The 26324-nt window shown below is 42.0% G+C and carries 28 protein-coding genes and 2 pseudogenes; 18 read left to right on the forward strand and 12 right to left on the reverse strand.

All coding sequences use genetic code 11. The annotated features are described in order from the left end of the window. Positions 1-362 precede the first annotated feature (362 nt). From JMX97_RS08620 to JMX97_RS08650, 7 genes are all read left to right on the forward strand, one after another. On the forward strand, positions 363-977 hold the full coding sequence (locus JMX97_RS08620; RefSeq protein ID WP_201556978.1) for a YceI family protein: 615 nt from the start codon (positions 363-365) through the stop codon (positions 975-977). A gap of 5 nt (positions 978-982) precedes the next feature. Then, positions 983-1189: a c-type cytochrome gene (locus JMX97_RS08625; protein ID WP_227671572.1), complete on the forward strand. Its 207-nt coding sequence runs from the start codon at positions 983-985 to the stop codon at positions 1187-1189. A gap of 2 nt (positions 1190-1191) precedes the next feature. Then, complete coding sequence (locus JMX97_RS08630) at positions 1192-1440, forward strand: PepSY domain-containing protein (RefSeq protein ID WP_201556980.1); 249 nt, start codon at positions 1192-1194, stop codon at positions 1438-1440. Between the two features lie 422 nt (positions 1441-1862). Next, positions 1863-3119 carry a ferric reductase-like transmembrane domain-containing protein gene (locus JMX97_RS08635; protein ID WP_201556982.1) on the forward strand — a complete coding sequence of 419 codons (1257 nt, stop codon included), beginning with the start codon at positions 1863-1865 and terminating at the stop codon, positions 3117-3119. A gap of 291 nt (positions 3120-3410) precedes the next feature. Next, on the forward strand, positions 3411-3983 hold the full coding sequence (locus JMX97_RS08640; protein WP_201556991.1) for a PepSY domain-containing protein: 573 nt from the start codon (positions 3411-3413) through the stop codon (positions 3981-3983). Positions 3984-4172: 189 nt separating this feature from the next. Beyond that, positions 4173-4835 carry a response regulator gene (locus tag JMX97_RS08645; protein ID WP_201556999.1) on the forward strand — a complete coding sequence of 221 codons (663 nt, stop codon included), beginning with the start codon at positions 4173-4175 and terminating at the stop codon, positions 4833-4835. Positions 4836-4915: 80 nt separating this feature from the next. Continuing rightward, the gene (locus JMX97_RS08650) at positions 4916-6553 is read left to right on the forward strand and encodes a sensor histidine kinase (protein ID WP_201557001.1); all 1638 of its coding nucleotides are present in this window, start codon (positions 4916-4918) and stop codon (positions 6551-6553) included. Positions 6554-6863: 310 nt separating this feature from the next. Here JMX97_RS08650 and JMX97_RS08655 read toward each other — a convergent pair. Continuing rightward, positions 6864-7250: pseudogene (locus JMX97_RS08655) on the reverse strand (DDE-type integrase/transposase/recombinase); the annotation flags it as partial. 353 nt (positions 7251-7603) lie between these two features. Between JMX97_RS08655 and JMX97_RS08660 the strand changes: the two are divergent. Continuing rightward, a complete protein-coding gene (locus tag JMX97_RS08660; RefSeq protein WP_201557003.1) occupies positions 7604-8251 on the forward strand; it encodes a transposase in 648 nt (215 codons plus the stop codon). A gap of 61 nt (positions 8252-8312) precedes the next feature. On the opposite strand, the pseudogene JMX97_RS08665 reads toward JMX97_RS08660, so the two are convergent. The 10 genes and pseudogenes from JMX97_RS08665 to JMX97_RS08710 form a co-directional block, all read right to left on the reverse strand. Further along, positions 8313-8852 (reverse strand): annotated as a pseudogene (locus JMX97_RS08665) (DDE-type integrase/transposase/recombinase); the annotation flags it as partial. A 77-nt stretch (positions 8853-8929) separates the two neighbouring features. Further along, entirely contained in the window at positions 8930-9343 is a 414-nt protein-coding gene (locus tag JMX97_RS08670) for an acetyl-CoA carboxylase biotin carboxyl carrier protein (RefSeq protein WP_201557005.1), read from the reverse strand. Positions 9344-9443: 100 nt separating this feature from the next. Further along, the gene (gene pxpA / locus JMX97_RS08675) at positions 9444-10178 is read right to left on the reverse strand and encodes a 5-oxoprolinase subunit PxpA (RefSeq protein ID WP_201557013.1); all 735 of its coding nucleotides are present in this window, start codon (positions 10176-10178) and stop codon (positions 9444-9446) included. Further along, positions 10168-11091 (reverse strand): biotin-dependent carboxyltransferase family protein, encoded by a 924-nt coding sequence (locus JMX97_RS08680; protein ID WP_201557015.1) that lies wholly within the window; start codon positions 11089-11091, stop codon positions 10168-10170. The genes pxpA and JMX97_RS08680 overlap by 11 nt, the downstream gene beginning before the upstream one ends. Positions 11092-11162: 71 nt before the next feature. After that, positions 11163-11846: a 5-oxoprolinase subunit PxpB gene (gene pxpB, locus JMX97_RS08685; RefSeq protein WP_227671571.1), complete on the reverse strand. Its 684-nt coding sequence runs from the start codon at positions 11844-11846 to the stop codon at positions 11163-11165. Between the two features lie 190 nt (positions 11847-12036). After that, positions 12037-13383 carry an acetyl-CoA carboxylase biotin carboxylase subunit gene (accC, locus tag JMX97_RS08690; protein WP_201557017.1) on the reverse strand — a complete coding sequence of 449 codons (1347 nt, stop codon included), beginning with the start codon at positions 13381-13383 and terminating at the stop codon, positions 12037-12039. Between the two features lie 68 nt (positions 13384-13451). Further along, the gene (gene accB / locus JMX97_RS08695; RefSeq protein ID WP_201557019.1) at positions 13452-13988 is read right to left on the reverse strand and encodes an acetyl-CoA carboxylase biotin carboxyl carrier protein; all 537 of its coding nucleotides are present in this window, start codon (positions 13986-13988) and stop codon (positions 13452-13454) included. A gap of 261 nt (positions 13989-14249) precedes the next feature. Next, a complete protein-coding gene (locus JMX97_RS08700; RefSeq protein ID WP_201557021.1) occupies positions 14250-14864 on the reverse strand; it encodes a TetR/AcrR family transcriptional regulator in 615 nt (204 codons plus the stop codon). Between the two features lie 146 nt (positions 14865-15010). After that, positions 15011-15868, reverse strand: a complete 858-nt coding sequence (yghU, locus tag JMX97_RS08705) for a glutathione-dependent disulfide-bond oxidoreductase (RefSeq protein ID WP_201557023.1) — start codon at positions 15866-15868, stop codon at positions 15011-15013. 48 nt (positions 15869-15916) lie between these two features. Next, a complete protein-coding gene (locus tag JMX97_RS08710) occupies positions 15917-16597 on the reverse strand; it encodes a glutathione S-transferase family protein (RefSeq protein ID WP_201557025.1) in 681 nt (226 codons plus the stop codon). A 376-nt stretch (positions 16598-16973) separates the two neighbouring features. Here JMX97_RS08710 and JMX97_RS08715 point away from each other — a divergent pair, with 376 nt between their 5' ends. The 9 genes from JMX97_RS08715 (at position 16974) to JMX97_RS08755 (ending at position 24747) form a co-directional block, all read left to right on the forward strand. Next, positions 16974-17261, forward strand: coding sequence for a zinc-binding dehydrogenase (locus JMX97_RS08715; RefSeq protein WP_201557027.1), 288 nt, complete (start codon positions 16974-16976; stop codon positions 17259-17261). A 16-nt stretch (positions 17262-17277) separates the two neighbouring features. Next, positions 17278-17571, forward strand: coding sequence for a putative quinol monooxygenase (locus tag JMX97_RS08720; protein WP_201557029.1), 294 nt, complete (start codon positions 17278-17280; stop codon positions 17569-17571). A 480-nt stretch (positions 17572-18051) separates the two neighbouring features. Then, on the forward strand, positions 18052-18606 hold the full coding sequence (locus JMX97_RS08725; RefSeq protein WP_201557031.1) for a carboxymuconolactone decarboxylase family protein: 555 nt from the start codon (positions 18052-18054) through the stop codon (positions 18604-18606). 132 nt (positions 18607-18738) lie between these two features. Continuing rightward, entirely contained in the window at positions 18739-19407 is a 669-nt protein-coding gene (locus JMX97_RS08730; protein WP_201557034.1) for a DsbA family protein, read from the forward strand. A gap of 128 nt (positions 19408-19535) precedes the next feature. Continuing rightward, positions 19536-20840, forward strand: coding sequence for an ABC transporter substrate-binding protein (locus JMX97_RS08735; protein ID WP_201557036.1), 1305 nt, complete (start codon positions 19536-19538; stop codon positions 20838-20840). Continuing rightward, on the forward strand, positions 20837-22591 hold the full coding sequence (locus JMX97_RS08740; RefSeq protein WP_201557038.1) for an ABC transporter permease: 1755 nt from the start codon (positions 20837-20839) through the stop codon (positions 22589-22591). Before JMX97_RS08735 ends, JMX97_RS08740 begins: the two co-directional genes overlap by 4 nt. Positions 22592-22617: 26 nt before the next feature. Further along, positions 22618-23280 carry an ATP-binding cassette domain-containing protein gene (locus JMX97_RS08745; RefSeq protein WP_201557046.1) on the forward strand — a complete coding sequence of 221 codons (663 nt, stop codon included), beginning with the start codon at positions 22618-22620 and terminating at the stop codon, positions 23278-23280. Between the two features lie 38 nt (positions 23281-23318). Next, positions 23319-23963 (forward strand): CDP-alcohol phosphatidyltransferase family protein, encoded by a 645-nt coding sequence (locus tag JMX97_RS08750; protein WP_201557048.1) that lies wholly within the window; start codon positions 23319-23321, stop codon positions 23961-23963. Then, a complete protein-coding gene (locus JMX97_RS08755) occupies positions 23956-24747 on the forward strand; it encodes a sterol desaturase family protein (protein WP_201557050.1) in 792 nt (263 codons plus the stop codon). Before JMX97_RS08750 ends, JMX97_RS08755 begins: the two co-directional genes overlap by 8 nt. A gap of 55 nt (positions 24748-24802) precedes the next feature. Here JMX97_RS08755 and JMX97_RS08760 read toward each other — a convergent pair whose 3' ends face one another. Beyond that, complete coding sequence (locus tag JMX97_RS08760; RefSeq protein ID WP_201557052.1) at positions 24803-25417, reverse strand: TetR/AcrR family transcriptional regulator; 615 nt, start codon at positions 25415-25417, stop codon at positions 24803-24805. A gap of 182 nt (positions 25418-25599) precedes the next feature. Here JMX97_RS08760 and JMX97_RS08765 point away from each other — a divergent pair, with 182 nt between their 5' ends. Then, positions 25600-26295 (forward strand): haloacid dehalogenase type II, encoded by a 696-nt coding sequence (locus tag JMX97_RS08765; protein WP_201557059.1) that lies wholly within the window; start codon positions 25600-25602, stop codon positions 26293-26295. Positions 26296-26324 lie beyond the last annotated feature (29 nt).

Genomic DNA, 26324 nt, shown 5'->3' on the forward strand with positions numbered 1-26324 from the left:
GCTCATGTCCTTTTGTTTGATACTTTTAATCACTTGCGCTCGAAAGTCTGCTGAATAGGTCATGTATTCTTCTGCCACTTTGCTTATTTTAAAACGATTGTATCTTATTTATAGAGAACCTACTATAAGCCATTGAAAAATAGTATATAAAACGCCACTCTCAAATTATTTTCATAAGTTACTGATTTTAAAGATATTATAAATCAGTTAATTTCTTGAAACTAAATCTAGACTAGTAAAATCAAGGCCTCGTTTAAGTTGAGAGTGGCGTTATATAAAATAACTATTCATCAATATGAAATCATACAACTGGCCTTTACCCAGGAAGTTTTTCGCGTATAAAATAATAATGGAATGTAGTTATGGTAGGACTATCAGTCAACCATGTAATAACGCTTTCTCATAAGCTGTTGGTGATGCTGTTATTAATGACAAGTAGCATTAGTAGTAGTTACGCTGCCAACTATGTCATTGACTCAGCTCGCACTAGCGTACGCTTTGCTATTGATAACTTCAAAAACTCTGGCACTACCGGTGGCTTTTACAATGTTAAGGGACAACTGCAATATGACCCGAGCGCTAAGACGGGCAACATCTCACTTATTATCCCAATAAAATATTTAGACACCGGCAAAAAAACGTTTAACATTAAGCTCACGGGTCCTGACTTCTTTAATATGCAGCAGTTTCCCTTAGCTCATTTTGAGTCCACCAAATGGTATTTTGATAATAACAAAACAAATTCGCAAGTGACCCAAGTCGATGGCAATTTAACCTTACATGGCGAGACCCATCCTATTAGTTTAAAGGCGACTAAGTTCAACTGTTATTTGAGTGCTACCGTTAAAAAGGATATATGTAGCGGTGATTTTACCACTACGATTGACCGAACGAAGTGGAATATCAATAGATATACCTTATTTGGTATTACTAAAAATCTCACCTTAAATATTCAGGTTGCCGCCACTAGACAGTAGCTCCGATGCAATCAAAATACTATATCATCAGTGCGGTAATCAATGGCTTGCGCGGTATGCCATCCTTTCATAGCATGATGAATGATCAGCAAATAGCAGCGGTCACTCAATACATGCATAGCGATCCAAATAACTTTACTGATACCGTCACTGCTGCCAATGTCGCCCAGCTCCGTCATCACTTTCCGCCGGGCGCTGATCCAAGTGAATAAAGATGTTGAGTATAAAATTTGAATTTGGCCTATCAGCTCATAAAGAAGCGCTCAATAATGTTATTGGTAGTAAGTCAATTAGAGAGGATCTGGTTAGCGTAGAATTTGATCAAAGTTATTCTTTACCGGGCAGCACGTATGACATTAAAATTATCGCCAGTGATACTGAATATGAGGTGACTATTGATGCAGATACCGGTGAGATGTTAAGCGCTAAGCAAGATAAACTTGATGCCGATGATATAGCTTAATATCGGGCTATAAAACAGGCTAAAACGAGTCTGACTCAAGCGATAACAAACGCCAAACAAATTGTTAACGGACAAGTCGTAGCTGCTGGGTTCGATGTAGATTATGGCAAGTCAGTCTATAAGATTCAAATTGCTACAGAAAAATAGGTACATAAGGTAGTTGTCGATAGCATGACAGGTAAGATTATTAATAATCGGGCTGCAGCTACTGAACAGTAATCTGATACAATAATAGAAAGGCCGCTACTTATGATTATAAGTAGCGGCCTTTCTTGGCTTAACAGATTATTAATAGACCATTAAATATAGCAGCTAATGTAACCCTCAACCTGCGCTAAGTTTCTCCTATGTCTTGCCCTGTATGATGAGGTCATAAAGACAGTGACCAAACAATTAATACAGCAACTTTTAGGAAAATTATTATGGCTATAAAGTCTTGGCAGGTTATCAGTAGCATCGTGCTAATCACTTCAATCGCTGTAGTAATACAGATCCCCTCAAATACTTGGGCGACAGCAGCAACAGCCAGTTTGATACTAGGTGCGTCAGCTTTAGCTTGCATGGCAACCTCATGCATACTCGCTAGCCGTTGGCATAGCATTGAATGGCTATTTGGCGGTTTAGACAGAGTTTATGAGACCCATAAATGGATCGGTATATGGGCACTGGTGTTTGCCGCCTATCATCTTGTTTTTAAAGCCGAACTAGACGCTTGGGAACTTGCGTCCATTCTAGAACTGCCCAAGTATTGGACGCGTTTGGTGCGTCAACTTAGCTTTGTCGTACTAGGTCTAATTATCCTACTGGCGCTGAACCGAAAGATTCCTTATGGCAACTGGCGCTGGTTACATAAGTTCTCAGGCCCACTGTTTCTGATTGTCATCCTACATTGGCTGAGCATTGAGTCGCCCATCACCCTGACTAGCCCAGCGGGCATCTGGTTGGCACTACTTTGCACAGTAGGTGTAATTGCGGCGCTGTACAAGCTGTTGTATCCCTTTATTGCCAAATCTGGAGAGTATAAATTATCGACCGTATCCCATGGTAAAGCGGCGGTACATTTAGAATTTGAACCAGTTCGTAATGGCTTTGTATTTGAAGCGGGCCAGTTCGCCTTTATCTCTCTTAAAGCAGCAGGTTTACACGAGCCACACCCCTTTACTATAGCCAATGCATATTCTGACAACGGGCATATTCATTTTGTGATTCGAGAATTGGGTGACTACACCAAAAAGCTAAGTAAAAAAGTTAAAGTAGGTATGTTGGCAGACATCTACGCGCCTTATGGTAATTTCAAACGCCAGCCGAGTGCAAAGCGTGAAATCTGGATTGGTGCAGGAGTAGGAATCTCGCCTTTTATTTCATGGCTAGAGGATAAAACCATCGGTCATTTTGAACGGGCCACTTTGGTTTATTGCTTCGATCCAGCGCGCGCTTTTCCTAGTGCTGAGCACATGCAAGAAATGACAGTCCAGTCTGGTGCCGAGTTTGTGGCCAATCCGAGTGGTAGTGAGGCCCTAGCCGAGACCATCCGCCAAGCAACCAGTGAAGTCGATCCAAAGGATGTTCAAATCAGCTTCTGCGGTCCAGAAGGGCTTTTACAAAAAGTGCAGGAGTTAATGAAAGAAAATAGCATACCCACTAATAACATTCATTATGAATTCTTTGATTTTCGCTAGAAGGTATAAGCATACTTTTATTAAAACAACCTGCTTTCTTAGCTGAAAGCAGGTTGTTTTCGCTAGTTTTTTGCTGATATTGATCGAATTAGAAATGAACCAAAATGAACCACTAAGTAGCAAAATAAAAGTGACCCTATAGAGAGTAATAAATATGGCAACTAATGTAACCCTTTGTCTGCGCTAAGCTTCTCCTATGTCTTGTACTCTATGATGGAATCATGAACACAGCAACGGATATAACCAAGCAAGTCTGTGTATAGAAACCAACCAAAGATAAAGGACAACCCCATGAAAAACTTATCAACGTTTAGCAAATCTATCGTTATGGCAGTTGCTATTGCTGGTGCCGGTACAGCCACTATTGTTGCCAGTCAAGCCGCCATTACAAACGGCCAAGTTAGTGAAGCGGTAGCGGCAGTACAGAGCAAAATTAGCTTGCAACAAGCCATTGCTATTGGTAATAAAACCGTCAAAGGTGATCTTGTTAGCGTCGAGTTTGACCAAAACGACTACTCAGCAGGTGGCAAGTATGAGATCAAAACAGTCGCCAGTAACACTGAATATGAAATAAAAATTGATGCGAATACGGGTAAGGTGCTAAGTGCCAAGCAAGAGCAACTAGATAAAGAAGATATGGCAGAATACAACGCTATGAAACGCGCCAAAGTCAGTCTAAACCAAGCGATGCAAACGGCAGCTCAAAGTATTAATGGTAAAGTTATAGAAGCGGAGTTCGATGTAGATAATGGCAAGTCAGTTTATGAAATCAAGGTTGCTAAAGGCAATCAGGTGCATAAAGTCGTTATCGATAGCATGACTGGTAAGGTTATGAATAGCTGGTTAGAAGCTTCTGATGACTAAGAGCGTATAGCAAGTGCTATAGCAGTAGATCATTTTAAGGCTTTAATAAAAGCTCTAAGCGTTACCTTTAGACGTTATCTCTGAACGGCTAATGTATCGCCTAGAGCTTTTTAGCGCTAGTATGGAATATAAAAGCTCAAACAATGGACTAACTGCTACTCGTAATACTTAACAATATAAGGAGGCCCTATGCGCGTATTATTGGTAGAAGACGATTTAATGATTGGTGAGAGTTTAAGCGAAGCTTTGCAAGATGAGGCTTATACCGTCGATTGGGTCAAAGATGGCCGCCAAGCTATTTTGACTTTAAAAATGCAATCTTATGACATTATCTTATTAGATTTAGGTCTACCTGAAATCGATGGAATGGGCGTATTGACAGTCATTCGTGATGCTAAAATGGCTACGCCGGTATTGATTATCACTGCCCGTGACGATGTCAAAGACCGTATTGCCGGTCTTGATTCAGGGGCCGATGATTATGTGGTTAAACCCTTTGAGCTGGGAGAAGTCTTTGCACGGATGCGAGTGCTTATTCGCCGTGCCCAAGGTAAAGCAGATAATCAGCTCAGCGTTGGCAACTTAAACTTAGATACAGCACATAAGCGCGTCATCATGGATGGCACTCCTGTTGACTTGACCGCTAAAGAATATATGCTGCTTACCACCTTTATGCTGGCACCCGAAAAGGTGATGTCAAAGACTAAGCTTGAGGATTCACTATACGGCTGGGGCGGTGAAGTTGAAAGTAACGCTATTGAATTTTTAATTCATAGCTTAAGAAAAAAACTTGGCCAAGAAAGAATTAAAAACGTCCGAGGCTTAGGCTGGTATATTAGTAATAAAGACTAGTAAATTTACTGCAAGTACAGTTAAGAACCTGTTGAATCTAGTGCTTTATAACGCTCACATTATCTTTAAAGACTCATACCATGCCCTCTATTCGCCAGCTTTTTAACTCTATGCAGTTTCAGCTGATTTTTTGGTCAGTTTTAGCGCTGCTATTATTAGCAGTAGTCGCAGGGGGCTATGGATTTTGGCACAGCTATGAAGAACTCAATGAATTTCAAGATGATAATCTCAAAAGTATGACAGCGGTACTTGAACAAACGCTTAATATTGAAACCTCTGACTCAAGCTCACTACAACAGACCAACATCCACTTTGATACCGACGATGACGATGGCAGTATTACCGTTGATATCATCAATACCGATATCAATGCGCCCATAATTTATAGTTCATCTCATGATTCCACTTATAACAGTAATAATGATGCAGAGGAACATAACGAAGATGATTTTGATGACATTACTGTAAAGGACTTACCTACTATTCCAGTAGGTATCAGTACTAAAACCATAGATGGTAAAGTATGGCGCGTTTATCGCAGCAATAATGATAGTGACAATCATGTCATCATCGTGCGTCAACGTACTGAGTTTCAAGATGACCTCGCCAAAGATAGTGCTTTGCAATCCTTTTTACCCTTAATCCTTGGTATGAGCTTTCTGGTGTTGCTGCTGCCCTTTATTATGTGGCGAATGCTCAAGCCTGTACGCCATCTACAAACGGAAATAAGTCAGCGCCGTGAGAGTGACTTAAACCCCTTACCAGTTAGCAATCTACCTACTGAGCTGTTGCCATTAGCGGAATCTTTAAATCGTTTATTGGCTCTGGTGAAAGTCAGTATTGAACGTCAGCAACGTTTTATTGCTGATGCCGCTCACGAACTGCGCTCTCCTCTTACGGCTATCTCCTTACAGCTGCAGCGCTTACAGCGCCTTAGCAATGATGAAATTATGACCACAGGCTTAAACAAGCTTGCCATTCGTCTTAAGCGCAATCAAAGTTTAATCGAACAGTTGTTAACATTGGCTAGAGCTGGCAATATAAATGCCACACATAACACTGAGCAGCAATCAGTGTCTGTCAAAGCTATTGTTGAACAAGTCATAGGTTTGCTTATCCCTATTATCGACAATAAAAATATAGAGCTAACCGTTCAATTATCAGCTGACCCGTTACTGGAAGGTCGAGTGAATATGGATGAGACCTCATTACTATTACTCGTCAAAAATCTTATCCAAAACGCTATTGTCTATACCCCAGACTATGGTCAAGTAGCCGTTGAACTATTTCATCTACAGCCTAATTCAAATAATTTTGAAGCATCAGCTTTAAATACCCAGTCCAATTTTGGCACACAGGTGATTCACTCTGGAAAAATAAATAAGCTTTCTACACCATTAGAAAACAAACTGGTATTACAAATAATGGATACGGGCCAAGGTATTAATCCCAAGGATTATGCCAGTGTGTTCGAACCATTTACAAGAATCGCTCAGACATCTAAAGCATTAGATAAATTTTCAGAAAATCCTACCGATACCTTGCGCTCTGACAATGCAGGTAAAAGGACTAATGAGATAGATGGAACCGGACTGGGGCTATCTATTGTTAAGTCAATTTGTGAGCAGGCAAATATTGATGTGTTTATGAAGGCTTCTACGTTGACAGCTACAAGTGGCGAAGAGAGTCAGGGGTTATGTGTGACGTTGCTATTGTGATCGACTAAAAATCCATTTTGAGAATAGCTTATAACCTGAATTGTTTGCTAGTATCAATCGAGTTAGAGCTGAACCAAAATAAAATAATTATTAGAAGTGTAAGCAATTTGGGTTTTTCTTATAGATATTATAAGTATAATCTCGCGGTCCAAACGAACATAGCGACATTCAGATGTTGTTAAATATGTTGTTAAAATTATTAATTTAAATAACGAAATCTATATAAACAAAGGGCTATGACCTATGTTATCATTCCCATAGATATTAACTTGGGAGATTTTAATCAAGCTGCCTAACTATAAAAGTCAAACTAAATTTTCCTTAGCGGTTTGTAGCCCAAGCCCTTCTGAATCCTAGTCCCACTGCGAGCACAGCTCTTGCCTTTCGTCGCTGCAAAGCAGTGCTTTACTAATCGCTCCTCATTGTAATCCAGCTCAGTATATTTAATGATATCGCTGATAGCATCATGTCTTGTCTGATAATCTTGGTGATACACCAGCTCATTCTTCCTTGAGGAGCGGTGCTCCTCACCCGAGAAGCTCTTTATGGGAGCGTTGTCGAAACACTTGCCTTTGCCGCTCATTGAACCCTTAAACTTATGCTGTTTGATAATCTTGTGATAAGCATTGCTACAGTACTGACTGCCTCTGTCAGAGTGGACGATTAAATCTCTGTTGGGTCTTCTATTCTTAATTGCGGTGTAATGGACAAAATTCATGCTGGCATATAGCTTAAGGCTATATACTGTCTATATTTGCAAGGAATCAACGCCATGAATCAAAAAACTGCCCTTTTTGTAGTGACAAACACACCAAGAAGAATGGACGCAAGCAAGGTAAACAGCAGTATCAATGTCTATCTTGCAAACGGCAGTTTTTAGGCGGTATAAGACTCAATAATAAAACTCTTTGGACGGAATATACGCAAGGTAAGCAGACGTACAAACAACTTGCTGATAAATATCACTGTAGTCTTAAAACCATTCAAAGACGACTAGATAAAGTGAGTATTGAGTACCAGATCAAACGGCCCAAGCAGGCTAATATTATTATGGACACCACCTACTTTGGCCGCGGATTTGGTTTGATGGTGTTTATGGACAACACCACTAGAACGGTTCTACATTACGCTATAGTGAGTCATGAAACTAATAGCGCATACAAACAGGGTGTGGACCACTTAAAGTCGTTAGGCGTTGATATACAAAGCATCACCTGCGATGGTAGACGAGGACTGAATACGTTATTTGTCAGCATACCCTGTCAGATGTGCCAGTTCCATCAAATACAAATAGTGACACGCTACCTGACTCGTCGTCCTAAAAATATTGCTAGTATTGAGCTCAGACAACTCACCTTAACCCTAACGCAGCTTGATAAAAAAGCGTTCACAAAGTGTTTAGATCACTGGTATTTAACGCATGAAACCTATCTAAGTGAGCGTAGTATTAATGGGGATACGGGTAAAACTTGGTACACCCATAAACGTCTTAGAAGTGCTTATCGTAGCCTGCGAACCAATAGTGATTGGTTATTTACTTATAGAGAATATGAGCACTTAGATGTACCAAATACAACCAATGCTCTTGAAGGTTTATTTAGCGAGCTAAAACGACAATTACATAGCCATCATGGCTTAAATGAGTACCGTAAGTTACGGTTTATTAAAGACTTTCTACTGTTAAAGTCACTCAAATAGCATGAATTATGTCCATTAGCCACTACCTTCTACTTTCTAGCATGAATTTTGTCCATTACACCTTAATTGCCATATTTAATGCTTTGCAAACTAAATCTGCTGTCATGCGCTTATTGATGGCGTAGCCGACCAGCTCTTTAGTGTAGAGGTCTTCGACTCCTGCTAAGCACAGCCAGCCCTCAGAATTCCAGATATAAGTGATGTCACTAACCCTGAGAAGCACTGCTTCGCAAGATTAGGGTAATTGGCGTCAAACTTCTGATCTAATAGATTTTAATAGACAAGCTTGTTATGATTGGAGTTGGTGGCGACGACATACAATGCCATAGGTCTCTTTGATACGCCTGACCATGTATTTGCTAATGATATGACCTTGCTCTACTAGATGAGTATGCAGACGCTCATAGCCATAGCGCTGTTTGGTCTCGCCATGAGCCACTCTGACCAGTAGCTCACACTGATTGCAATGAATCTGCTGCTCATGGATATCACGATTTATCCAGTCGTAATAGCTTAATGGCTTAACGTCTAATATGTGACACATGCGGGTAATGGTAAATATCTGCCGATTTTCTTTGATAAAGGCGTACTTCACCAACTGTCACTGCGGGCATAGCCCTTCGACTTGCGTCACTAAAACAGTCCTTATCAAAGCTATCAATCCCCTTTAAACGTTCTCTATATTTCTAAATTAAAAATAGGCTGCCCATATTCGATGTTCTGTCCATCTGCAACTAAGATATCGCTAACGATACCTTTTTTATCACTGATAACGGGTAGCAAGCGGGTCAGCTCATCAATAAAGCAAACCGTTTGACCCTTTCTAATATGATCACCCTTATTCACTAAATTAGCGGTTGTAGCATCTTCACTTAAAAAAATTTGGCCCACATAAGTTGCACACACCTGCGAATGCTCACTACCACCATTTTCCGGCTTGTGAGTAGGCGTTGTCTCTATAGGGCTGGTAACGCTTTGCTGCTTCAGTTTGTTGACTACCGTAATAGACTGTCCGCTATTTGCAATGGTTACTTCATGCAACTGACTGCTCTCAACAAGTTCAACCACACGTGCCACTTGCTCTATATCCATAATAGACTCCTTAATTTATTTCTAACGAATACCAAAATATTGAGCAATGGTCATCATGATTAAGATACTAATGTAATAAAATAGCGCTAAGCAGAGACTTTTAGGCAGATATCTTAATACCTTTAAGCTGCAGTTGTTTTTTTATTTCTTTAGCAAATAAAATGGCATGCTCACCGTCGCCATGTAAGCAGATACTTTGAGCGTCTACTGGTACTTTTGTGCCGCATATACTGGTGACGGTACCTTCAGTAATCATCTGTAATATATGATTGGTCGCTTCATTAATATCAGTTATTAGGGCGTTGTCCTTGCTGCGAGATACTAGTGTGCCGTCTTTTTTATAATTTCTATCGGCAAACACTTCTGATATCGTCTCTAGACCCTGGTTTTTTGCGGACTTAACCAGATAACCCCCAGATAAACCCATCACTTTTAAATTGGGATCAAAACGCTTGATTTCGCTGACTAAAATATTTGATAATGCTTCATCAACAGCTGCTTGGTTATACAAAGCCCCATGCGGTTTGACATATTCTAAAGGCACACCAACCAAGTCGCAGAGCGCTCTAGTCGCACCCAACTGATAAGCCAATAAGGCACGGTAAGCGGCTTCATCTAAGGACTGATTGCTACGACCAAAGTTCTCTCTATCATGTAGACCGGGATGGGCGCCTACCCTAACGTTGTTTGTTTTTGCTAATTGCAAGGTCGTCAACATCTTGGCATAAGAGCCAGCATGAAGACCACAGCAGACATTAGCAGAGCTGACTATACTCAATAATTTATCATCTTGCCCGCAGCCTTCAGCGACGTCGGCATTTAAATCAATTTTCATGAGCGTACTCCTCGATTTGGTCGATATAGTGTTTTCTTTTTTGTTGCTCATGCAATGCTTGCTCTAAATCTACGACGACAAATTGACAGGTTTTACCAAATCTAATTTGTGCCATCAGTCCTATATCCGCGTTGATCACCGTAGCAATTTTAGGATAGCCGCCTGTCGTTTGCGCGTCAGCCATCAGCACAATAGGCTGCCCTTGCGGCGGCACTTGAATCATACCGATATCGACACCGTGCGAGCTCATTTGCGTAGGCTCAATCAACTCAAGTGGCAATGTACCTGCTAAGCGATAGCCCATACGATTGCTACTACTTTGTAGCTTCCACTGCTGTGATTCAAAAGCGTCTTTAGAGGAAGGCGTAAAGCGCTCATACTCACTACTTTTTATCACCCTAATGGTCTGGGTTGGCGCAAGGCGAGCCACCCCTATAATGGGTAAGCTGGCAGCGGTTCTAACGTTTAAGGTGTCGTCCGCTTTAAGATATCTACCCTCAAAGCCACCAAAAGCAGCTTTTAGGTTGGTGCTAGCCGATTGCAATACCGGCTCGATATCAAAGCCGCCATGCACACACAAATAGCTATACATGCCCTGTAATGGACGTAGAAGCTTGAGGGTTTGCCCCGCTTGCGCATTGATACGCCAATAGCCGGGAATGCGCTTATCGTCTAAATACGCTTCATATAGCGCACCCGTTAAGCAAAAACTAATATCCTCTTCAAATTGTATGGTCAAATTACCCAAAGCAATTTCAATAGCAGGCTCGTTAAGATCGTTTTTCATCAACGCATTGCCTGCTTGCAAAGCCCAGCTATCCATTACCCCGTTTCTACCAACACCCATGCTTCGGTAACCTAGTCGTCCTGAGTCTTGGATGCTAGCAAGGGCATTCGCGGTTAAAATTTTCATTGATATCCCCATTTATTCGTACTTCTATTTATTCGCACTTCTTATTGTTATGACCTTTGTTTGCAGATATTTTATTCATGAATATTAATAGCGGTAAACTGCAAGGTATCACCGGCGTTAAGCAAAGTAGGAGAGGTTTTAGTCAAATCAAATAAAGAGCTATCGGTTTGACCTAATAGCTGCCAACCCCCTGGAGATTCAAAGGGATAGATACCCGTTTGTTCACCGCCAATGCCGACTGAGCCTGCGGGCACATGAGTTCTTGGTGTGGTATGTCTTGGAAAATACAAGGATTCGGATAAGCCGCCAAGATAAGGAAATCCAGGCTGAAAACCAATAAAATAAACGGTATAAGTCGCTTCGGTATGTAAATCGACAATAGCTTTAACAGAGAGTCCTAATTCATTAGCCATAGCTTTTAGATCAGGACCATATTGGCCACCATAATGCACTGGAATTTCAATGTGCTTACCGTTTATTACTTTTGAAGGGATATCATCAAGTAGAGCGGATAGCTTGTCTTTAAAGTCCTTAAGCTCGCTCCACGTTAATGACTCTACGAATACACTTAGCGTATTCATACCAATGACCACTTCTATGACTTCTGGCAGCTGTTGGATACTATCGGCCAATGCCCAGCATTTTTGCTGTTTATCTAAGGTTATAGGCTTAGGAAAAAACAAAGCTAGATTGGTCTCACTGCATATTTGCCATTGTAGTTCCATAAGCGCACGCTCCACTATCTTTGTTTTCATTTCGGCTTCAGCTTTATTTTTTGCTATAGTCGATTCAAAATAAAAGGAATACTCTTGTAGCAACGTGCTACTGGTATAAATTTTTCTTGCTTGCTGTTCGCACGCGTGACAGAGGCTGCAAAAAATTCATCCCAGTAGCCCATGAGCATTGTGCCGTTTCTAAAGTGGGTTAACTGTATTAATTCTCGATTTATATATTTTCTTCTATCCATTCGGCCAGATAATGAATACTCATTTGTCCCTGACAAAATCCGGCATCTTTAAACAGTCGTTGATGAAGGCTAATATTGGTATCAATTCCTGTAATTTGCGCTTCTAATAATGCCGCTTGCATCTTTTTTATAGCCTGGTCTCTTGACTGGTCATGCACGCATACTTTAGCTATCAAACTGTCATAAGAGGGTGGCACGGTATAGTTTGACTCGATATGACTGTCCACTCTAATACCAAAACCTGCTGGCAGATGGCAGTAGTCTATACGCCCAGCGTTGGGCAAAAAGGTATCAGGGTTTTCAGCATTAATACGGCACTCAAAAGCATGTCCAGTGATAGAGATATCGCTTTGTTTATGCGCGAGCGCTAACCCTGCGGCCACTCGTATTTGTTCTTGAACGATATCAACCCCAGTGACCATCTCGGTAATAGTGTGCTCAACCTGGACTCGAGTGTTCATCTCGATAAAAAAGAACTCGCCATTTTCGTATAAAAATTCAAAGGTGCCAGCACCTCTATAGTGCATTTTCTGGCAAGCAGCAATACAAGCTTGACCTATCTGCTGTCTTTGCTCATCAGTAATGCCTGGGGCTGGCGCTTCCTCAATTACTTTTTGATGGCGACGCTGCATAGAGCAATCGCGCTCACCTAAGTAGATAGCATTGCCATGGGTATCAGATAAGACTTGTACTTCGATATGCCGGGGCGCTTGTAAGTATTTTTCCAGATAAACGATAGCACTACCAAAATTAGCTTTGGCTTCTGTTTGGGTCATAGAAATAGCGGATAATAGATCGACCTCTTTTTCGACGACGCGCATACCGCGACCACCACCCCCGCTTGCGGCTTTAATAATGACGGGATAACCGACATCATTTGCAATTTTGATTACCTGATCAGCATCAGCAGGCAAAGCACCTTTGGAGCCAGGAACACAAGGCACGCCAGCTTTAGTCATTTGTTTTTTGGCAGCGACTTTGTCTCCCATCTTACTTATATTGTCTGCCGTTGGCCCAATAAAAATGAGGCCCGACTGTTCAATTAAGGCAGCAAAGTCTGCATTTTCAGATAAGAATCCGTAGCCTGGATGAATAGCTTGCGCGTTAGTGATTTTTGCAGCGGAGACAATCGCTCTTTGATTGAGGTAGCTGTGTGTGGCATTAGCAGGGCCGATACATATCTTCTCATCAGCTAAGCGTACGGGTAGCGAGTTTTTATCCGATTCCGAATGGGCAATTACGGTTTGAATACCTAACTGTTTACAAGCTCGGATAATACGTAAGGCAATCTCGCCACGGTTAGCAATTAAGATTTTTGAGAACATGTCCGTTTTCCTAAAAAATACAATATCAAATACAGCAACTGTGCAATACTTTGCAATGTTGGTTAATCTTAACTGTTTGGCTCTATAATAAACAAGGACTGTCCATATTCTACGACATCGCCTTCATCGACTAACACCTCTTTGATAGTGCAGGCAGCGTCTGCTTTTACCTCATGCATCATCTTCATCGCCTCAATGATACATAGCGTCTGCCCCTCCTCTACCTGTTCGCCAACTTTGACAAACTCATCTGCTGTAGGCTCTGAACGTCGATAAAAGGTACCTAACATAGGTGCCGATATCATAGGCGCTAATACTTGGTTTTTTACGGCCTCAGTAGCAATTTTCTCATCAATCCCGTTACTGCTTGAATTGATATCAGTGGTATTCTCTTTATTGCCAGCAGCGCTTATAGCCGTTTGTTGTTCTGAGCTAGAGGCGCTGTCAGCGAGGCTAGTAGAGAGATTGTGCGTGCTATTTTCATTGCCATTAGGCTGACAAACTATAGAGATACGCGCGTCGCCATCGGTTACTTCTAAAAAGTTTATATCGGAGCGTTCCGCTAGTTTTATCAGCTTTTCTAGATCCGTAAAATTAATATTCATATTACTAACTATTCCATTAGAGTAAAAAGTAAACAATTATTTTATGTGAATATGCTAAGAAGTATAGCTACATCCAACCTTAGCGTATATGCTTCCTGAGATTTTAGATTTTATGGCTGCCAATACTGATAATCCAGCTGACCATATCAAAATGGCATATATCTCTTCTGCCAAGCTCACCTTGGGTAACAACCTAGTCAATAAACAACCTGCGAGTAAGCCAATTCCTAACCCAAATTGCTGTAACGATAACCCTAAAAATCACAGGCAGGGGTTCGAACCATTTGCACTTAGGGTGTATGTTATAAAAATATCATTAATGTATTTTTCTACGGCATCGCTATCATTAGTGACTTGAGCATACGTCCTCAGACCTATTATTTGAATTTGGAAATAACGCGCCAGCTCAACCGGATTTTTCTCAACGCTGATTTCGCCGTTATCGATGGCTTGCTTAAAGATAGTAGCAAAGGATGCTTCTATCTTCTCTAAAATACCTGTTGCATGAGTCAACAAATCTGGGCTATCGTTCTGGGTGAGTTCAGCGACCGTTTTGACAATCATGCACATACCACTTGGCGCAGTGGCTTTATTACATACAGTCACGCTATGAATAAATCGCTTCAAACCACCCAGCACGGTGTCTTCTTCTGCCATACAGTCGGCCAGCCTCTGAGCACCCTCTTTTGCATAACGATTTAATGCTTCTGCAAATAATTTGTCTTTGCTGCCAAAAGCGGCGTAAATACTACCGGGATGCATGTTCACCACGTCTTGTAGGTTTCTCATTGACGTTGCGTGATAGCCCTTTTCCCAATAGAGATTTTTTGCTTTTTCAATCACATCATCGCGATTAAATTTTACTGGGGCGCTCATAATTTTTACCTTAGAATTTTTATCTTAAAAGCTTGTCTTAACAATTGCTCTTAATTGCCTGTCTTAAAATTGGTTTACAAAAACAGAAACCAAGTAATAATATTACTTGGTTTCTTACGTTATCGCTTGGCTTTATTCGAAATAAGCTACTTTGGCTTTAATGCTAAGACTCTATCGATATCATCAGCATTATGACGGTTTTCGAGTTGCTCCCACTCTTCACCCCAGTTTCTGTTGATGATGCAGCCACGTTGTACTGCTGGTCGCGCTAACATGGCTGTCGCCCAACGCTGGACATGGGTGTACTCTTCAACCTGAAGGAATTCTTTTGCGTCGTATAGATTTCCCAAAACTAAATTGCCATACCAAGGCCAAGTAGCAATGTCCGCAATACTGTAATCATCACCAGCAATGAATTCGTTCGTCGCTAATTGCTTGTCTAATACATCCAATTGGCGCTTGATTTCCATCGCAAAACGATTGATGGGGTATTCAAATTTTTCGGGTGCATAAGCATAAAAGTGACCGAATCCACCACCCAAGTACGGTGCAGAACCATGTAACCAAAACAGCCAGTTAAAGACCTTTGTACGCTTATTGCCTTCTTTAGGCAGTAATACCCCAAATTTTTCAGCAAGATACAGTAAAATCGAAGCCGACTCAAAAATAGGCTCAGCATCATCGCTAGAGTGATCGACTAATGCTGGAATCTTAGAGTTGGGATTAATATCTACAAATCCCGATGTGAATTGATCCCCTTCGCCAATTTTAATCATATGGGCATCGTATTCCGCATCCTTACCTAATGCTAATAATTCCTCTAACATAATGGTAATTTTTTGGCCATTAGGCGTGCCCATTGAGTACAGTTGCAAAGCATGCTTTCCGATAGGTAGCGCTTTTTCATGGGTTGCACCCGAAACCGGACGATTGATACTTGCCCATTTACCGCCATTTTCTGCGTCATGAGTCCAGATTTTTGGTGGTGTGTATTGATTTTCCATTCTTATCACTTCTATGTTGGTGAAAGCTATTGGTTCTATTTATCTTAATTAGGCTTTTTTATCGAAGTTTTGTGGATATAGCGCCCGTGCAGCAACGTCATCAAACTCAGTCTTAAACTCGATATTTTTGGCAAGAGCGCGTGATTTTTCTACCGCAGGACGTGCATTTACGTTTGTAAACCAACGCTTTAGGTTGGGATAGCTCTCTAACTCTTCTTCGCCTAATACGCCAGCAGCTTTATCAATCCAGCCCCATGCTGAAATATCTGCAATTGAATACTCATCGCCAACTATATACTCGCGGCCTTCCATGTGGGTATCGAGCACTTCATAATGACGTTCGGCTTCACGGAGATAGCGATTGATAGCATAAGGTATTTTTTCTGGCGCTTTATGTCTAAAATGAACGGATTGACCAGAAAAAGGTCCTAGGCCTGTCGCTAGAAACAGTAACCATGACAGCATCTCACCGCGATCTTCCGGCTTTCCTACTAATTTTCCCGTTTTCTCAGAAAGGTACATTAAGATAGCAGTCGAATCAAACACACGCGTGCCATCGTCTTCAATTGCCGGTGTTTTACCATTCGGGTTAATAGCGCGGTATTCAGGTGTGTGTTGCTCGCCTTTCAAAGTATCTACAGCAACCAATTCATACGGCAAGCCGGTCTCTTCAAGAAGAACAGCCACTTTCATTGGGTTCGGTGTTTGGTGAAAATAAAACTTAAGCATAGCGTTATCCTATTATATAAAAATATTAGTTTGGTCACTATAAAAATAATAGAGAGCCTGAGTCGTGCGTTGAACAGTTTCTTTATTGCTTAGTGTTAGAACCACTATAACTATAATTGAACGATCGTTCAAGTGTAAATTTTAAATAACTACTCATTTAATTATCAAAATTAGGCACAACAAGTGTTTTTACTTACGCGATATTTAGAGAAGTTAATGTTGCGCCTATACCAAATAATTTAGAGTCAAGGGTTGATGAGAGTAAGCGCCGCTAGAGATGCCTGTATCATCTCCAAAATACCGAATATTACTTTGATAAGGCAGTAAATGAAATATACGATGCGCCGTAACCGATAAACGCCAATGCTAAATAAAAATGTATCGACTTATTTTAGGACAGGACAATTTAAACATTATTAAAATCAAATTTAAAAGCTTATCATTCCATTGGCAGTTTATGTTTGCCCGCTCGCTGTTTCAAGTAGCAGACATGGAAGCGCAAGGCCACCTATTAAACCGTGTTTCTGATCTAATCAATCAAGGTCATATTCAAACCACGGTTGGCAAAAATATAGGTATTATTAACGCAGCCAATTTGCGCGTCGCCCATCAAGCATTAGAATCCGGTACCTCAATCGGTAAAATTGTATTAGAAAATTTTTAATACAACCCCACTAAAAATGACCACATTAACCGTTATTGCCAATATCATTGCAAAAGAGGACCACATTGCATTAGTAAAGGCTGAGCTTGAAAAGCTGCTACCAGTTACACGTGTAGAGGAAGGCTGTCTCCAATACAACCTATATCAAGACAATGAAAACCCTGCTCACTTAATGTTTCATGAAAGCTGGACGTCACGTGAGCTTTGGCAAACACATATAGAAAACCAACACTTAAAAGACTTCGTAGCCGCAACGGATGGTGCGCTCGAACCATTCATCTTAAATGAGATGACAGAGGTTGCTCGGTAGTATTTTTACTTAGTAACTGTTTAGAATAAAAAATAAGACTTAGAGTAAAAAATAACACTGCATAAAAAAGAAGAGCGCATTTAAATTGGCGCTCTTCTTTTTTGCTTAGTAATGGCGATTAATTATGTTTCGACTCCCCTAATTAGTTTAATAAACCGAATTAGCAAGACCATAGAGAGGTGTCAAACCTCGTTAGTGCGTTTATACTTACAAAGCATTACCTACCTAAGTTACGGATATTGTTAGTAGAATAGCTATAAATAAGAGGAATGTAAGTTGCTCGTTACATTTAATTTGAACGATTACTCAAATATTAGTTGAGCGTTCGCTCAATATAATTTATAGTGGTTTTTGTTGACTCGGCTAAAGAAGTGTTACGGCTCAATTTGAGTGAATACTCAGATTTATTATTAACCCTTAATCAGTAACCAACTTTAAGCTGACATGAAAAACCTCACCTTTGTTATTAGGAATTATATTATGACCGACTTTACTCTTCACGATAAAACAAGCGCCCCAGCAGACAGCCAAGAGTTGCTCGACGTGTCTATCAATGCTTTTGGCATGGTGCCAAACTTACATGCCGTTATGGCAGAAGCGCCGGGATTGCTTGAAGGCTATCAACGTCTACATCAGTTGTTCCTAGACAGCAGCTTCGATGATGAAGAAACCACTGTTGTGTGGCAAACCATCAATGTTGAACACGCTTGCCATTATTGCGTTCCTGCCCATACTGGCATCGCCAAAAGCATGAAAGTAGATGACGCAATCACTGAAGCATTACGTAACGAGACCCTACTACCAACAGCACGTCTAGAAGCGCTTCGCGACTTCACACTCTCTGTTGTCCGTGGCCGTGGTAATGTTGATGATAGCGCTGTTCAAGCATTTTTAGATGCGGGTTATACTAAGCGACAGGTTCTTGAAGTTGTACTTGGCGCGGCTCAAAAAGTAATGAGCAATTATACTAACCATCTTGCAAACACCCCGATAGACAAACCATTCCAAAAATTTGAATGGCACAAAGCTGATTAATGAAGCGGACTAATAATGTAACCAGTATGGGGTTGTCACAACCCCTCTGACGTTCTTATACTGTTGTTCAGAAGTCAATCGGGCAGCAGTTTTTTCAGTTAAATTTATAGATAAAATCTCACGAGAGGTCATATGGAAAATTCAAAGCAGTTATTATCAGAGCAACCACTACAAATAGACATCGTGTCAGACGTTGTTTGCCCTTGGTGTGTTATCGGTTATCGACAGCTGGCTGAAGCATTGGAGCAGACCAATACCGCACATGAGATTCATTGGCATCCGTTTGAGCTGAATCCCAACACGCCACCTGAAGGACAAAACCTGCGCGAGCATATCATGGAGAAGTACGGCAGCACGGCTCAAGACTCTGAAGAGAGCCGCATCAGAATGACAGCAGCAGGCGCAGAAGTTGGCTTCGAATTTCAATTTACTGATGACACGCGAACGTACAATACTTTTAACTTGCATCAACTATTACATTGGGCGGATCAGCAAGGGCGCATGCACGATTTGAAGCAGGCACTCTTCAGCGCTCATTTCACTAACAATCGCAATGTTTCTGACAGTGCGGTGCTTGCAGATATAGCAGCAGAAATCGGGCTGGATCGTACCGAAGCATTAGCCGTTATCGAAGACCAACGTTTTGCCAAAGACGTGCGCGAGGCCGTACAGCGCTCGCAAGAACAAGGCATTCAAAGTGTGCCATCCGTTATCTTTAACGGCCGCCATCTGGTTAGCGGCGCCCAAGGCGTTGAGAACTATACTAGCATTCTACAACAATTGGCTGAGATGCCAGACTAAACGAGGCTTTTAGCTATGGCCGATATCAAATAAAATAGAGTTGTGGATAAATACATGTGGCTAAAAAAATTCTTTTAGACGATATAAATTTTGAAAAACATCAACTTTAAGCAACAATTGGAATTTAGATGCAGGATATTAAGTCTTGGCCAACACTGACGCGCTACCGCTCTTACTGGGTAGCGCTTTTTGTTTTTTTAAGTATTTGTCTGGGCATCTCTTCAAGCACGGCAGTTACCAGTACGATAGCCAGTACTGAGGATCAATCTTACTGGCAGCAGATGGAAACGCATGGTAAAAATCAAGATGTCTATTTTTATGCGTGGGGTGGCGATGCGCAAATAAATGCTTATATACAATGGGCAGCCGAACAAATTAAGTCTCAGTACAATATTAACTTAGTACATGTAAAACTTAGCGATACCAGCGAAGCCGTAAGCCGTGTATTGGCTGAAAAATCAGCAAACAATAATAGCCAAGGTAGCGTTGATTTAGTGTGGATAAATGGTGCTAATTTTGCCACTATGAATGAGCACTCACTGCTACTAAAACACTGGTCAAATAAGCTGCCAAACTTTGCACTCACTGACCCTAACAATAACCCTGCGGTTACCTTTGATTTTGGTATTCCCACTGAAGGCATGGAAGCACCGTGGGGACAAGCGTCGCTTACTTTTTATTATGACAACCTTGCTATTGATGGTTCAGCGAATAACAAACCGCCAACCACGTTAAACGAGATACTAAGCTGGAGCACCCAACATCCCGGACGCTTTAGCTACCCAAAGCCGCCTGATTTTCTAGGCATGAGCTTTTTAAAGTATGCCTTAGTGACGCTACATCAAAACAGCCCTGAAAATATAAAATCACAGCTGAACCAGCCAGCGACTGACCAAAACACAGCGCTGGTACTCACTCCTTTATGGGATTTTTTGGACAAGCTACACCCAACACTATGGCGTAAGGGCGAGCACTTTATGCAAAATGGGGCGCAAATGCGGCGCTTAGTTGATGATACTGAGCTGAGCTTGGCGTTTACTTTTTCAGCACCTGAAGTACCTGCGGCGGTACAACGTTATGACTTGCCAGAAAGTATTCGTAGTTATGCCATGAATGATGGAAGTTTAAGTAATACCCATTTTGTGGCAATTCCTTATAACGCCAGTCACCCGCAAAGCGCGCAACTGGTCGCTAATTTTTTACTCAGCCCAACAGCGCAGGCGCATAAACAAAAAGCTAGCGTATGGGGAGACAAAACCGTACTTATTCAATCAACGCTAAATAATGATCAGCAAGCGTTATTCAAAACGAGTAAGCCACACCCAAGCGCACTCCCCTTTAACAGTATTAAACGCACGTTGAGTGAGCCGCATCCAAGCTGGGTCGACGCTATTATGCAAGGTTGGGAGATGCGTTACGGGGTCAGCCAATGAGTGCCCTGTCTAAGGATAAAACAGCTAGCTCCGTATCGGCAGCGCATCACAAAACAGATCGGTTTACACACCTTGTCAAATACAGTCCGCGATTTTTACTTGCCTTACTTATATTACCCGTGCTCGGTGGTTTACTAAGCGTACTCTTGCCAGCTTTTGGTTGGGCGCCAGCACTTGAACAAACAACGATTGGCTTTCAAGGCTTTAAGGCCCTTTGGCAAACGCCCTGCATCACGCAAATGGCCACGTTGAGTGTGGCAACAGGCTTAATAAGCACGCTACTCGCTTTTTTGATGACCTTAATGATTTTGGCAGCCTTTTTCAACAGCCTTTGGCTTAATCGTATTGAACGTTTGCTCAGCCCTATTTTAGTCATTCCCCATGCAGCAGCCGCCATTGCGGTTGGTTTCTTAATTGCGCCTTCAGGTATGTTTTCTCGATTGGTATCACCGTGGTTAACTGGCTGGGAGCTGGCACCCCATGGCATATTTCCACACGATCCATACGGTATCAGTATCATTTTAGGACTAACGGTAAAAGAGCTGCCATTTTTATTGTTGATGGCACTGGGTGTGTTGGCTCAGCCTGAACTGGGTAAAAAACTGCGTCAACAGCATAAAGTAGCACTTAATTTAGGCTACTGCCCAATGACCGCCTTTTTTAAAGTAGTCTTACCAAATCTTTATCCCTTGTTGCGCTTGCCTATTTTTGCCGTACTCGCTTATGCCAGTGCCAGTGTCGAGATGCCGCTCATACTCGGCCCCAATACCCCGCCAACATTAGCCGTTGCTATTATGAACTGGTTCAACGATGTTGATTTAAACCTACGCATAAAAGCCTCTGCTGGTGCGGTATTACAGCTCGCACTTACGGGTAGCTTACTGGCACTATGGCTGGCTTGCGAAAAAACCATAAAAACATTGTGTAGTGATTTACTCACCAATGGTCAGCGCGAATATGGCGGTGATTTTTGGCACAAAGTCATTATAGTGCTCACGACCTTAGTTATTGGCTTCATATTACTGGCATTAATAGGTCTAGTGATGTGGTCGGTTGCTGGGTTTTGGCGCTTTCCAGCAGCGCTACCCGAACAGTTTGTGTTATTGCATTTTCAAAGTGCACTAATGCAAATGGGCAGCCCGCTATTTAATACCCTTACTATTGGCCTAGTGACTACTATCTTTGCGGTTGTCCTCACTTTACTCTGTTTGGAATCCGAGCAGCTAACTGCCAAACCACTGTCTCGCTTTACCAGTTTGATTATTTACTTACCGTTATTGGTACCCAGTATTGCCTTTTTGTTTGGTTTGGTATGGTTGCAGCAACTGATAAATAACCAAACCGCGTTTTTTAATGTGGCCTTTACCCATTTATTGTTTGTATTGCCTTATGTGTTTTTGTCGCTGTCGAGTAGCTATCGACGCTTAGATCCACGTTTTTCTAATGTTGCAGCAAGTCTTGGCGCCACGCCCTGTAAGGTGTTTTTACAAGTTAAGCTACCGCAGTTATTTGCCCCGATTTTGATTGCAGCCGCCCTTGGGCTCGCTATTAGTTTTGGTCAATATCTACCGACGCTTTTAGCAGGTGGCGGACGTATAGCCACTATAACCACTGAAGCCGTTACCCTCGCTAATGGTGCAAGCAGACGCACCAGTGCCGTTTATGCCATTATGCAAATAGCACTCCCTCTCATTGGGTTTATACTGGCGTGGGTATTACCTAAGTGTTTCTTTAAAAGTGCGCACCGCTAAAAGCACTTATCATTGAAGGTTTTTTGATGCAATCCTCTTTACAAATAAAAAATTTACAGCTTTTTCGTCAAGACCAGCTATTACTCAACTTAGACGAGCAGGTCAATAGCGGCGAAATACTTACTATTATGGGTCCGTCAGGCAGTGGTAAGTCAAGCTTGTTAAATTGGCTCACGGGTACCCTTGCCAGCAGCTTTACCGCCACTGGTGAAGTCTGGCTTAATGGTCAGAATGTTGGTAACCTGCCAACGCATTTGCGCCATATTGGGGTGTTATATCAAGATGCCTTACTGTTTTCACATTTAACAGTAGCCGGTAATATTGCCTTTGCCATGCCTAAAGGTAATAAAAAGCAACGACTTAAAAAAGTAGATGAGGCACTTGAGCAAGTTGGCTTACAAGGTATGGCCAACCGTCATCCTGATAATCTGTCGGGCGGGCAACAAGCGCGAGTCGCTTTATTACGGACGCTATTAAGCGAGCCTAAAGCCATTTTACTTGATGAGCCGTTTAGTAAGCTTGATACCCAACTAAGGGTTGATACGCGCCAATTGGTGTTTGAACAAATTCGTAATCGTAAACTACCCACCATTATGGTCACGCATGACCATAGCGATGCTGAAGCGGCAAAGGGTAAAATCATCCATTTACAAGCCATTAATTTAAAAGTTATCGACGCAGCACGATAGCTGTAGAGTCACAAGTTCAAACCCATAGGGCAATTAGCATGCTAGACAAATATATTACTCCCATTATAAAACCCCTGTTAACCCCAGTGGTAAAACTACTGCACAAGCGTGCTATCACGGCTGACCAGTTGACTGTGGCGGGGTTTTTAATCGGCTTATTAGCAGTACCATTACTCGCCTTAGAGTATTGGTATGCGGCACTAGCGGCTATTGCTCTAAACCGGATTTTAGATGGGCTTGACGGTGCGCTGGCTAGATATGCCAATCAAAGCTCAAGCGCTGGTGGCTATTTAGATATTACCCTCGACTTTTTGTTTTATGCGGCAATTCCGTTTGGATTTATCCTTGCCAATCCTGAGCAAAATGCTATTGCTGGCTCATTATTGTTAGCAACCTTTATTGGTACCGGTTCAAGCTTTTTGGCCTTTGCGATCGCTGCTGAAAAGTTCGATATTGAAAAACCACAGTTTAAATATAAGAGCTTTTACTACTTAAATGGTTTAACCGAAGGCACTGAAACGATTGCGCTGTTTGTAGCGTTTTGCATTTGGCCGCAGTACTTTGCCCTGCTAGCTACCCTATTTGCGATTGCGTGCATAATTACTATTTTTACTCGTATATATGGTGGTTATCATACCCTTAAACAGCAAGAAGCCGAAAGGAGTGGAGCAACCAATGACTAACGAGGTATGGTGGCGACTTGGCTTTTTCTTTAGCATTTTAGTGATAATGATGCTGTTTGAGTGGCAGAAACCCGCGCGCAAATCGCCCATTAAGAGTAGCACTCGTTGGTTCACTAATTTTGGATTGGTCGTTTTGTCTTCAGTTATAGCCCGCTTAGCAGTGCCCATTGGTCTCACTGCAGTGGCGCTTTATACCCAGCAGCACGGTATTGGTTTGTTTAATCTAATAGCCCTGCCAAAAGTTATAGCGATTGTACTGAGTTTAGTTTTGCTCGATATTTTAATTTATTGGCAGCATAGACTGTTTCACAAAGTGCCTGCGTTATGGCGTTTGCACCGCGTCCATCATGCGGATGCCCATGTTGACACCAGTACCGGACTTAGGTTTCACCCAATTGAAATAGTACTCAGTATTGTGGTAAAACTGGTCGCCGTTGTTGTTTTGGGCGTCCCTGCTATAGCGATACTGATATTTGAGATAGCTTTAAATGGCTTGGCATTATTTAATCATGCCAATATTCGCCTGCCATCGGCCATTGAAAAACCATTGCGCCTCATATTAATGACCCAAATTTTACATCGTATTCACCATAGTCAAGTCGTGTCTGAGACCAACTCAAACTATGGTTTTAGCGTTATTTGGTGGGACAAACTGTTCGGTAGCTATAAAAGCGTCGCAAAAAAAACCGATAATGACCTTGATATCGGTTTGATTGAATATCCTACTGCCAAGCAAAATGCGTCGCTGTGGAGTTTATCGATGATGCCATTTAAGAGTAAATGAGCAACTCAACTTATCATTCATTAATCTGAACATTTAAGCAAAATTGCGTGAATTATTAATTCGTTTCTGCTACGCCCTCTATATACAGCGCTTCCAAAGATAACGCCATATCTTCCGCAATGTCATGCACAGCGCCGCTATCAACATCCCTCTGGGCAAAGGCACGCAGCCCCATAACTTCGGCTTGCAATCGCCGACCAAGGCGTACAGGATCTAGCTGATCGTCTAATTCTCCAAGCCGCTGGGACTCAGTAAAGCTATTTGTAAAGTGAGTCTCCATACCTGCCAGCATGCCCTCGACTTTACGCAATGCTGACTGCTCGCGTTCCCCCAGCTCCAATAAGCTTTTGACTAACATACAGGCGCGACTTGGCAACTCTTTATCACGTAGTCCGCCAAGCAGACGTAAGTAAGCCGCCAATCCTAGCAGCGGAGAGCTGTGGGCATTCAAGGTGCGTTCTAGCTCAACCATAGCATTACGAGCATAGTAATCGAGTGCTTCTTGAAACAACCCATCTTTGCTACCAAAAGCGGCGTAAATACTACCGGGGCGCATATCGAGCGCTTTTTCTATATCTTTTAGTGAGGTAGCATGAAAACCCTTTTGCCAAAACAGCTGTAACGCTCGATCCAGAGATTCTTGCCGATTGTGAAGTGTTGCACGAGCCATAATTTATTCCAGTTTTTTCAAGCCGTGGACTTATATAATAGACATATAATAAAAAAACACGACCCTACAATTTGAGTGACTGCTCAATTTTATCTTGAATAGTCTTTACAGTCCAGTTAAAGTTAAGTATCAAAGCTATAGTGCGCCCCTTAACTTATCGACTGTACAAAAAAGGATATCTCATGTCTCAGAATAAATTTCCTTCTATCATCGTATTTGACGTCAATGAAACTCTGCTCGACATCACTACCCTTGAGCCTCTGTTTGAGCGCGTATTCGGTGACCCAACCATTATGCGAGAATGGTTCGCGCAGCTGGTACTGTATTCACAGACCATGACTCTATCCGGTCTTTATGTCTCCTTTGGTGATCTTGGTGTTGGCGCATTAAAAATGGTTGCTACTATTCATGACGTAGACATTGCAGACAGTGACGTTGCAGAGCTAAAAGAGCGCCTAAGCAGCATGCCAGCTCATCCCGATGTTATCCCCGCACTCACCCGTTTGCGCGATGCAGGCTTTCGGTTAGTTACTCTGACCAACTCACCGAGTAGCACGTCCCCCACTCCATTAGAAAAAGCAGGCTTGAGCCAGTTTTTTGAGCATACCTTTAGCATCGAGACCGTCAGTAAGTTCAAACCTGCTCCTGAAACCTATCACATGGTTGCCAAGGAGTTATCCGTTGAGGTTTCAGATCTATGTCTCGTTGCCTGTCACCTTTGGGACACTATAGGGGCGCAAGCAGCTGGCTGCCGTGGTGCACTTCTCACACGACCACACAATGCTATTATTTCAGCACCTGGCGTACCGTTACCAGATTTGGTCGCATCAGAGCTAACTGCTCTCGTTGATCAAATCATCCTTCACAAAGAAATATAACTTAATGGTATTAAACTGCTGATCGTTTC

This window comes from Psychrobacter sp. 72-O-c, assembly GCF_904846605.1.
Lineage (GTDB): Bacteria > Pseudomonadota > Gammaproteobacteria > Pseudomonadales > Moraxellaceae > Psychrobacter.

What these genes read in the sequence shown, in the direction of transcription:
- JMX97_RS08710 (WP_201557025.1), bottom strand. Translation starts at nt 16,597, where the DNA reads ATGCTTAAGTTTTATTTTCACCAAACACCGAACCCAATGAAAGTGGCT.
- JMX97_RS08670 (WP_201557005.1), bottom strand. Translation starts at nt 9,343, where the DNA reads ATGGATATAGAGCAAGTGGCACGTGTGGTTGAACTTGTTGAGAGCAGT.
- yghU (WP_201557023.1), bottom strand. Translation starts at nt 15,868, where the DNA reads ATGGAAAATCAATACACACCACCAAAAATCTGGACTCATGACGCAGAA.
- JMX97_RS08680 (WP_201557015.1), bottom strand. Translation starts at nt 11,091, where the DNA reads ATGAAAATTTTAACCGCGAATGCCCTTGCTAGCATCCAAGACTCAGGA.
- JMX97_RS08620 (WP_201556978.1), top strand. Translation starts at nt 363, where the DNA reads ATGGTAGGACTATCAGTCAACCATGTAATAACGCTTTCTCATAAGCTG.
- JMX97_RS08630 (WP_201556980.1), top strand. Translation starts at nt 1,192, where the DNA reads ATGTTGAGTATAAAATTTGAATTTGGCCTATCAGCTCATAAAGAAGCG.
- JMX97_RS08765 (WP_201557059.1), top strand. Translation starts at nt 25,600, where the DNA reads ATGTCTCAGAATAAATTTCCTTCTATCATCGTATTTGACGTCAATGAA.
- accC (WP_201557017.1), bottom strand. Translation starts at nt 13,383, where the DNA reads ATGTTCTCAAAAATCTTAATTGCTAACCGTGGCGAGATTGCCTTACGT.
- JMX97_RS08660 (WP_201557003.1), top strand. Translation starts at nt 7,604, where the DNA reads ATGGACACCACCTACTTTGGCCGCGGATTTGGTTTGATGGTGTTTATG.
- JMX97_RS08740 (WP_201557038.1), top strand. Translation starts at nt 20,837, where the DNA reads ATGAGTGCCCTGTCTAAGGATAAAACAGCTAGCTCCGTATCGGCAGCG.
- JMX97_RS08720 (WP_201557029.1), top strand. Translation starts at nt 17,278, where the DNA reads ATGACCACATTAACCGTTATTGCCAATATCATTGCAAAAGAGGACCAC.
- JMX97_RS08640 (WP_201556991.1), top strand. Translation starts at nt 3,411, where the DNA reads ATGAAAAACTTATCAACGTTTAGCAAATCTATCGTTATGGCAGTTGCT.
- pxpA (WP_201557013.1), bottom strand. Translation starts at nt 10,178, where the DNA reads ATGAAAATTGATTTAAATGCCGACGTCGCTGAAGGCTGCGGGCAAGAT.
- accB (WP_201557019.1), bottom strand. Translation starts at nt 13,988, where the DNA reads ATGAATATTAATTTTACGGATCTAGAAAAGCTGATAAAACTAGCGGAA.
- JMX97_RS08625 (WP_227671572.1), top strand. Translation starts at nt 983, where the DNA reads ATGCAATCAAAATACTATATCATCAGTGCGGTAATCAATGGCTTGCGC.
- pxpB (WP_227671571.1), bottom strand. Translation starts at nt 11,846, where the DNA reads ATGAAAACAAAGATAGTGGAGCGTGCGCTTATGGAACTACAATGGCAA.
- JMX97_RS08735 (WP_201557036.1), top strand. Translation starts at nt 19,536, where the DNA reads ATGCAGGATATTAAGTCTTGGCCAACACTGACGCGCTACCGCTCTTAC.
- JMX97_RS08650 (WP_201557001.1), top strand. Translation starts at nt 4,916, where the DNA reads ATGCCCTCTATTCGCCAGCTTTTTAACTCTATGCAGTTTCAGCTGATT.
- JMX97_RS08755 (WP_201557050.1), top strand. Translation starts at nt 23,956, where the DNA reads ATGACTAACGAGGTATGGTGGCGACTTGGCTTTTTCTTTAGCATTTTA.
- JMX97_RS08725 (WP_201557031.1), top strand. Translation starts at nt 18,052, where the DNA reads ATGACCGACTTTACTCTTCACGATAAAACAAGCGCCCCAGCAGACAGC.
- JMX97_RS08635 (WP_201556982.1), top strand. Translation starts at nt 1,863, where the DNA reads ATGGCTATAAAGTCTTGGCAGGTTATCAGTAGCATCGTGCTAATCACT.
- JMX97_RS08750 (WP_201557048.1), top strand. Translation starts at nt 23,319, where the DNA reads ATGCTAGACAAATATATTACTCCCATTATAAAACCCCTGTTAACCCCA.
- JMX97_RS08745 (WP_201557046.1), top strand. Translation starts at nt 22,618, where the DNA reads ATGCAATCCTCTTTACAAATAAAAAATTTACAGCTTTTTCGTCAAGAC.
- JMX97_RS08700 (WP_201557021.1), bottom strand. Translation starts at nt 14,864, where the DNA reads ATGAGCGCCCCAGTAAAATTTAATCGCGATGATGTGATTGAAAAAGCA.
- JMX97_RS08730 (WP_201557034.1), top strand. Translation starts at nt 18,739, where the DNA reads ATGGAAAATTCAAAGCAGTTATTATCAGAGCAACCACTACAAATAGAC.
- JMX97_RS08645 (WP_201556999.1), top strand. Translation starts at nt 4,173, where the DNA reads ATGCGCGTATTATTGGTAGAAGACGATTTAATGATTGGTGAGAGTTTA.
- JMX97_RS08760 (WP_201557052.1), bottom strand. Translation starts at nt 25,417, where the DNA reads ATGGCTCGTGCAACACTTCACAATCGGCAAGAATCTCTGGATCGAGCG.
- JMX97_RS08715 (WP_201557027.1), top strand. Translation starts at nt 16,974, where the DNA reads ATGTATCGACTTATTTTAGGACAGGACAATTTAAACATTATTAAAATC.